The sequence below is a fragment of the uncultured Algibacter sp. genome (assembly GCF_963976535.1).
Taxonomy (GTDB): Bacteria; Bacteroidota; Bacteroidia; order Flavobacteriales; family Flavobacteriaceae; genus Algibacter_B.
This window is the reverse complement of the sequence record NZ_CAXBLF010000104.1, coordinates 1-5,358: the sequence shown is the minus strand read 5'-3', so window position 1 is coordinate 5,358 and position 5,358 is coordinate 1. Positions and strand designations below refer to the sequence as shown.

Below are 5,358 nucleotides of genomic sequence, written 5' to 3'. Positions count from 1 at the left end.
CTGAAGACGGGACTTGAACCCGTACGTCCTAATGGACATTGGATTTTAAGTCCAACGTGTCTACCAATTCCACCACTTCAGCATTGGTATATTTTAAGAAAGTTTCAGAGCGAAAGACGGGATTTGAACCCGCGACCCCCACCTTGGCAAGGTGATGCTCTACCCCTGAGCTACTTTCGCAGTCTTTTAATGAACATACAACCTTTCGATTGCGGATGCAAATTTAAAATATTTCTACTAAAACCAAAGCCTTTTAGTAAAATAAATAAAATTAATTTTATGCTTGTTTTTTCTTAACTAACATACGCTTAATTTCATTCAATTTCATTAGGGCTTCAACGGGTGTAAGTGTGTCAATATCAATGTGTAATATTTCCTCTTTGATGTTTTCTAGCAAAGGATCATCAAGATTGAAAAAACTTAATTGCATATCGTCATTCAAGGTTTTCACCTTATCTGTAAGTTCTTCGCTAGAATGTGATTGCTCTAATTTCTTCAAGATTTTATTCGCACGGTGTAAAACTTGTTGTGGCATACCAGCCATTTTAGCTACGTGAATACCAAAACTATGTGCGCTTCCACCTTCTACCAGTTTTCTTAAGAACAACACATTGTCCTTTAACTCTTTTACAGAAACATTAAAGTTTTTGATGCGGCCAAACGTTTCAGTCATCTCATTTAACTCATGATAGTGTGTTGCAAAGAGTGTTTTAGGTTTTGCAGGGTGTTCATGTAAATATTCACTAATTGCCCAAGCAATAGAAATACCATCGTACGTACTGGTACCTCTTCCTATTTCATCTAACAACACTAAGCTCCTGTCAGAAATATTATTCAAAATAGAGGCTGTTTCATTCATTTCTACCATAAAGGTAGATTCTCCCATTGAAATATTATCACTAGCACCAACTCTAGTAAATATTTTATCAACCAAACCAATTCTAGCAGCTTTAGCAGGCACAAAACTTCCTATTTGCGCCAATAGCACAATTAGTGCCGTTTGACGTAATATTGCCGACTTACCAGACATATTTGGTCCTGTAATCATAATGATTTGCTGACTTGTTCTATCTAGAAAAACATCATTAGCAATATAGGCTTCACCAATAGGTAATTGCTTTTCTATAACAGGATGACGTCCATCTTTAATCTCCAAATCAAACGAATCATCGAGTGTTGGATAGATATACTTGTTATCCTTTGCTAACTGCGCAAACCCACATAAACAGTCTAATTGCCCAATTAAATAAGCATTTTGTTGAACTGGTTTTATATATTGATTTAACCAACCAATCAATTCGGCAAATAACTGTTGTTCTATAGCTTGAATTCTATCTTCAGCACCTAAAATTTTGGCTTCGTATTCTTTGAGTTCTTCTGTAATGTAACGTTCAGCATTCACTAAGGTTTGCTTTCTTATCCATTCTTCAGGAACTTTGTCTTTATGTGTATTTCGTACTTCAATATAATACCCAAATACGTTATTTGAAGCTATTTTAAGCGATGTAATCCCCGTGCGTTCACTTTCGCGTTCTAGCATTTTATCCAGATAATCTTTTCCAGATTTAGACAGCCCTCTTAGTTCGTCTAATTCCAATGAAAAACCAACGGTAATACTATTTCCTTTCAATACATTTACGGGTGCTTCTTCGTTTAAAGTCTCTTTTATTTTTTCACGAAGCACATCACAACTTTGAAGTTTGTCACCAATAATTTTCAATGATTCATTATCGCAATTTGAAGCCAAAGATTTTATAGGCACAATAGCTTCTAAAGAATTTTTAAGCTGAATCACTTCTCGCGGATTCACCTTTCCAGTAGCTGTTTTAGAAATTAAACGTTCCAAATCACCAATATGCTTTATATGATTTTGAATCTTCTGAAGTACCGTATTTTCTTTTGTCAAAAAATCAACAACTTCATGGCGTTGCTTAATTTTTTCAACGTTTTTTAAAGGTAGTGCCAGCCACCTTTTTAATAACCTTCCGCCCATAGGTGAAATGGTTTTGTCAATAACATTTATAAGCGTAACCGCATTGTTATTGGTAGAATTATAAAGCTCTAAATTTCTAATAGTGAATTTATCCATCCACACATAATCATCTTCAGCAATTCTAGAAATAGATGTAATATGCTGTAACTTATTATGTTGCGTTTCCCCTAAATAATGAAGAATGGAACCGGAAGCAATAATACCTTCGTACAAATCTTCAATTCCAAAACCTTTTAATGTTTTAGTGTCGAAATGTTTGATTAAGGTTTCATATGCATAATCTGTTTGATAAACCCAATTTTCTAAATAAAATGTATGGAAATCGTCGCCGAATGTCTCATTAAACAAACTCCGTTTTTGTTTAGAAACCAATACTTCACTCGGGCTAAAGTTTTGAAGCAACTTATCAATATACTCCGCATTGCCTTGAGAGGTTAAAAATTCCCCTGTAGAAATATCTAAAAACGAAATCCCAATATATTTTTTATCAAAATACACCGAGCATAAAAAATTGTTCGATTTGGACACTAAAACCTCATCATTTAAGGCTACTCCCGGAGTTACCAATTCGGTTACACCACGCTTTACAATGGTTTTAGTTTGTTTTGGGTCTTCCAGTTGGTCGCAAATAGCAACACGCTGTCCTGCTTTTACCAATTTAGGTAAATAGGTATTTATGGAATGGTGAGGAAAACCAGCCAACTCAATTTCACTTTCGCTACCTGCCCCACGTTTGGTTAAAATAATGCCTAAAATTCCTGCAGCTTTAATAGCATCACTACCAAAGGTTTCGTAAAAATCGCCCACACGAAACAACAACAGCGCATCAGGGTACTTTGCTTTAATGGCATTGTACTGCTTCATTAACGGGGTTACTTTTTTCATAATTTTAGGCCCTTAACCCCCAAAGGGGGAACTCTTACTCGGGCAGGGTAAAAATCTTTGTTGTTATATAAAAATTAGTAAGTTTGCTAATGTACTTATATTTTGATTTTTTTTTAAATTGAGATATTAGAAGTTATTTAGAATTATTAACATTAGACCTCTCAGGTTTTAAAAACCTGACAGGTCTGGAAAGAAAATCATTCGTGAATTCGTGGCAAGAAAATAACGTTTAGATTAATGAAATTCCCTCCCGATAGCTATCGGGATTTGCGGGAATGAAAAAAAATACTTTATGCGCAAACTTAAAAATAGCGAATTAAACAGATTAAGTGTGGATGCTTTTAAAAACGCTAAAAAAACACCTATCATTATTATTCTTGATAATATTAGAAGCTTAAATAATATAGGCTCGGTGTTTAGAACGAGTGATGCGTTTTTGGTTGAAAAAATTTACCTCTGTGGTATCACGGCAACGCCTCCGCACAAAGACATTCATAAAACCGCTTTAGGAAGCACTGATACTGTAAATTGGGAATATGCTGAAAACACAATAGATTTAGTAAAAAAACTAAAAGATGACCACGTAAAAATCTGTTCGATTGAGCAAGCTGAAAATGCAACTATGTTAAACGACTTTGTTATAGAGCCCAAAACCAAATATGCCTTAGTTTTTGGCAACGAAGTAAAAGGGGTTGCTCAAAATGTAGTTAATGCAAGTGATGTAGTTATTGAAATACCACAATATGGCACAAAGCATTCTTTAAACATCTCTGTGAGTTGTGGCGTTGTGGTTTGGGATGTTTTTAGCAAGCTATCAGTAAATATGAAATAGGTGACAAAAAAAACAAAGAAACCTTGGCCTACTAAAAATGTGATGAATCAGATTTATGAGATGCATCTTTGGGGTGGAAATCAATTCGATTTTTATTCTGGAACAGGTTCGCACAATCCAAAAATTATAGATCCCTATTTAAAAGTTGTAATTACTTTTTTAGAAACTCACAAGAAGCCCTTAGTAGTTTGCGATTTAGGTTGTGGCGATTTTAATATTGGAAAACACCTCACTAAACATACTAGAAAATATATAGCTGTCGATATTGTTGAAAATCTTATTCATAGAAACAAAAATTTACACCAAGAAGATAACTTAGCGTTTTACTGTTTGGATATTACAAAAGATGTGCTTCCGCCTGGAGACTGCATTATATTAAGGCAGGTGTTACAACATTTGTCTAATAATGATATCGAAAAAGTGGTAAAAAAAATAACAGCTTATAAATACATCATTCTAACTGAACATATACCGTTGGGTAATTTTGTTCCAAACAAAGACATTATCTCTGGACAAGGGATTAGACTAAAACAAAACAGCGGTGTTAATTTATTAGAACCGCCGTTTAATTTAAAAATTAAAGACCAACAACAACTTGGAGAGTATATTCTAGAAAATAATAAAGGACGAATAGTAACCACCATATATAAAGCGTTCTAAATAATATTCTTTTTAAAAATAAAACTTTGATTTCTATCTTTACCATGGATAGATTGATTTTTTGAGAGTTTTTATATACAGTTTATCTTGATTCTAAACTTAAAAAAAATATAACTTCGCTTAGCGGCAGATATAAAACATTAAAAACGATTTCATATCCCGAGCGTTACCCTTTATTAAAAAAACTAACAAAAGTTCGTGTTTTGAGAACAATTAGTCTATATTTGCATTAGATAATGAAATATGAAGCGAATAGTAGCGAAAAAAACTTTACGTGAATTTTGGGAGAAACACGCAGATTCGGAACAATATCTAAAAACTTGGCACGAAACTACTAAAAATTCGAACTGGAATTCTCCTAACGAGGTTAAAGAAACCTATATCAACGCAAGTATCTTAAAAGATAGCAGAGTGGTTTTTAATATTAAAGGAAACTCATATCGACTTATTGTAAAGTTTAACTATGTCAGACAATGGGCGTTTATTCGATTTATCGGAACTCACGCTGAATATGATAAAATTGACGCTGACACAATTTAAAATATTGAATTATGGAAATTAAACCTATCAAAACGGAAAAAGACTACAACAAAGCTCTAGAAAGACTTGAGTTAATCTTTGATGCTACTCCTAATTCAAAAGAAGGAGATGAAGCAGAGATTTTATCGTTGTTAATTGACAATTACGAAAATAAGAACTATCCTATTGAATCACCTGATCCAATTGAGGCAATTAAGATCCGAATGGAGGAAATGAACCTTAAACAGAAAGATTTGGTTGGAGTAATTGGTGGAAAAAGCAGAGTGTCGGAAATCTTGAATAAAAAGAAAAGACTGACAGTAGAAATGATTCGAGAATTAGAACGAGTTTTACACATATCTGCTTCTGTCCTCGTTAATAATTATAAACTCTCGAACTGAAAAATAACAAAAGGTAACACCGTATAAATTTAATTGCTTGGTTTTCGCCTGCTTACGAAAATCCTCGC

5 protein-coding genes and 1 tRNA gene are annotated in these 5,358 nt (G+C 33.7%); 4 read left to right on the top strand and 2 right to left on the bottom strand.

Going from position 1 to position 5,358, the window contains the following annotated elements:
- Positions 1-108 precede the first annotated feature (108 nt).
- Together AAC024_RS15610 and mutS are read right to left on the bottom strand one after the other, a co-directional pair.
- Positions 109-180 (bottom strand) — tRNA-Gly (locus AAC024_RS15610).
- 97 nt (positions 181-277) lie between these two features.
- A complete protein-coding gene (gene mutS, locus AAC024_RS15605) occupies positions 278-2,878 on the bottom strand; it encodes a DNA mismatch repair protein MutS (protein ID WP_339896417.1) in 2,601 nt (866 codons plus the stop codon).
- Between the two features lie 292 nt (positions 2,879-3,170).
- Between mutS and AAC024_RS15600 the strand changes: the two genes are divergently transcribed.
- The 4 genes from AAC024_RS15600 to AAC024_RS15585 all read left to right on the top strand — a co-directional run bounded on the left by AAC024_RS15600 (position 3,171) and on the right by AAC024_RS15585 (position 5,290).
- Positions 3,171-3,710 (top strand): RNA methyltransferase, encoded by a 540-nt coding sequence (locus AAC024_RS15600; protein WP_339896416.1) that lies wholly within the window; start codon positions 3,171-3,173, stop codon positions 3,708-3,710.
- Entirely contained in the window at positions 3,711-4,370 is a 660-nt protein-coding gene (locus AAC024_RS15595; RefSeq protein ID WP_339896415.1) for a class I SAM-dependent methyltransferase, read from the top strand.
- A gap of 243 nt (positions 4,371-4,613) precedes the next feature.
- On the top strand, positions 4,614-4,910 hold the full coding sequence (locus AAC024_RS15590) for a type II toxin-antitoxin system HigB family toxin (RefSeq protein ID WP_339896414.1): 297 nt from the start codon (positions 4,614-4,616) through the stop codon (positions 4,908-4,910).
- Between the two features lie 11 nt (positions 4,911-4,921).
- Positions 4,922-5,290 carry a helix-turn-helix domain-containing protein gene (locus AAC024_RS15585; RefSeq protein WP_339896413.1) on the top strand — a complete coding sequence of 123 codons (369 nt, stop codon included), beginning with the start codon at positions 4,922-4,924 and terminating at the stop codon, positions 5,288-5,290.
- The last annotated feature ends 68 nt before the right edge of the window (positions 5,291-5,358 follow it).